This window comes from Bacillus sp. 05T31 (genome assembly GCF_056396725.1).
In genome coordinates, this window is the sequence record NZ_JBFTMA010000725.1 from 1 (window position 1) to 2,435 (window position 2,435).

Genomic DNA, 2,435 nt, shown 5'->3' on the forward strand with positions numbered 1-2,435 from the left:
CGTTATGGGTGGATCGAAAGTAGCATTAATCGGAAACGTAATTCAAAACCAATTCTTAGGTTCACGTGACTGGCCGTTTGGTTCCGCGTTATCTATGATTGTTGTTCTATTCTCTGTTCTGTTAATTTACTTATATTATCGTGCAACGAAAGTATATAAATATGATGGAAACGGAGGGGAATAGGCAAAAATGAAGAAGTTTTTAGTTTCTTATTCTTGGTTAATCTTATTGTTTTTGTATTTTCCAATGATGGTTTTAATGGTATATTCCTTCAACGATTCTCGCATTAATGCGGAATGGGAGGGCTTTACACTCCATTGGTATACAGATTTATTTCAAAAACAAGATGTTATTGATGCGTTTGTAAATAGTATGACGATTGCTGTTATAACGACAATTGTGACGACAGTTCTTGGTGTGATTTTTGCTATTGCATTACACCGTTACAAATATCGTTTTGAAGGGGCCATTAACGGTCTTGTATATTTACCAATTTTAATTCCTGATATTTTAATGGGGTTATCTTTACTTATCCTATTTAGTCAATTAGGTATGGAACTTGGAAAAACAACAATTATTATTGCACACATTACATTCAGTATTTCATTTGTTGTTGTTATTTTAGCGGCACGTCTTTCTGGTATGGGTCAGTCTTGCTGCAGGTGTACTTGCTGGTTGTGGTGAGAAAAAAGAAGAATTAAACATTTATAGCTGGGCTGACAATTTTGATGAGCAAGTTTTAAAAGATTTTGAAAAGAAATATAACGTGAAAATTAACTACGATAAATATGCAAGTAATGAAGAAATGCTTGCGAAATTACAAGCTGGTGGCGCGACATATGATTTAATTCAGCCATCTGATTACATGGTGAAAACGATGGCGAAGATGGACTTATTAGCGCCTTTAGATAAGAAGAATATCCCGAACATCGAGAACCTTGTTTCTAACTTTAAAACACCTGCGTTTGATCCAGAGAATAAGTATTCTCTAGTATATACTTGGGGTGTAACAGGAATTGCATACAATAAAAAGTATGTGAAAGAAACACCTACAAGCTGGAATGATTTATGGAACGAKAAATATAAAGGACATGTTACTTTATTAAAYGATTCTCGTGAAGTATTAGGAATGGGACTTAAGAAAAAYGGTTTCTCTAATAGYACRAAAGAGGATGCACAGTTAAAGACAGCGTCAAATGATTTACAGAAGCTACTTCCAAACTTATTAGCATTCGATACAGATAATATTAAACAAAAATTCATTACAGAAGATGCTTGGATCGGGACAGTTTGGTCTGGAGACGCAGCATTCATCGCGAAAGACAATAAAGATGTAGGATACGTTGTACCAAAAGAAGGTGGCACAATTTGGGCTGATACGTTAGCAATTCCAAAAGGTGCGAAAAATAAAGAACTTGCAGAGAAGTTTATGAACTACTTATTAGATGAAAAAGTAAGTGTGAAAAACTACGAGTCAATTGGTTACAGTAATCCAAATGAAAAAGCTCATCCTCTTCATAGTAAAGAATATCGTGATAATCACATGATCTTCTTAACAAAAGAAGAATTAGATCGTACAGAGTGGCTTGTTGATGTAGACGATAAGTTAAAAGACTACGATCGCTACTGGACAGAGCTGAAAACAAAAGGTAAATAAGTAAGAAAATGCGGTTTCTAAAGTAGAAATCGCATTTTTTCATAGTAGGAGGAAATCGATTGAAGAAAAAGTTACATCAGTATGAGTTAATGTGTATCATTTTATTGTTTGTTCTATTTAGCATCATCGCTTGGAGGGTACATGTAGGTGGTGTTACAATGATGGATACATACGTACGTGATATGGTAAAAGGATTACAAACAGAAAGCTCAATTACATTCTTCACATATTTTACAAAGTTAGGATCTGCAATTGGAGTTATAACGACACTAATTATAAGCTTGCTCGTTTTTTGGAAAAAGCGTTATTATGCTGCTATGATTGTGTATCCAATGGCTATATTAACGACACACCTTGTTAATAAGGGAATAAAAGAAATTGCAAAAAGAGACCGCCCATCATTAAATGAGGCACTTGACGCACTTGGGTATAGCTTCCCAAGCGGACATGCAATGCTATCTATTATAACATTCGGTTTTCTTGCCTATATCATTGCTGCCAATTTGAAGAGTGTAGCTGGAAAATGTGGTATTACGATTTCGATGGGCATATTAATTATATTGATTGGATTAAGTAGAGTTATTTTAAATGTTCATTACCCGACTGATATTTTAGCTGGTTACTGCGCAAGTGGTATTTTGTTAATTATAGCAATTTATTGTCATCGTTTACTTACCGAGAGATTGGGACTTAATAACGAGAGATAAAAAAACGTCTAGAAAAACTAGTATTATAGTTTTTCTAGACGTTTTTTGTTTATGGGGAGATGTGATAAAG

General features: G+C 34.3%; 2 protein-coding genes and 2 pseudogenes. All 4 read left to right on the forward strand.

Going from position 1 to position 2,435, the window contains the following annotated elements; translation table 11 throughout:
- Positions 1-184 (forward strand): annotated as a pseudogene (locus AC1DJR_RS27310) (ABC transporter permease); the annotation flags it as partial.
- A 6-nt stretch (positions 185-190) separates the two neighbouring features.
- A pseudogene (gene potC, locus AC1DJR_RS27315) lies at positions 191-652 on the forward strand (spermidine/putrescine ABC transporter permease PotC); the annotation flags it as partial.
- The gene (potD, locus tag AC1DJR_RS27320; protein ID WP_477003975.1) at positions 639-1,658 is read left to right on the forward strand and encodes a spermidine/putrescine ABC transporter substrate-binding protein PotD; all 1,020 of its coding nucleotides are present in this window, start codon (positions 639-641) and stop codon (positions 1,656-1,658) included. The pseudogene potC and the gene potD, both read left to right, overlap by 14 nt.
- A 59-nt stretch (positions 1,659-1,717) precedes the next feature.
- Positions 1,718-2,365 carry a phosphatase PAP2 family protein gene (locus tag AC1DJR_RS27325; RefSeq protein ID WP_429686942.1) on the forward strand — a complete coding sequence of 216 codons (648 nt, stop codon included), beginning with the start codon at positions 1,718-1,720 and terminating at the stop codon, positions 2,363-2,365.
- Positions 2,366-2,435 lie beyond the last annotated feature (70 nt).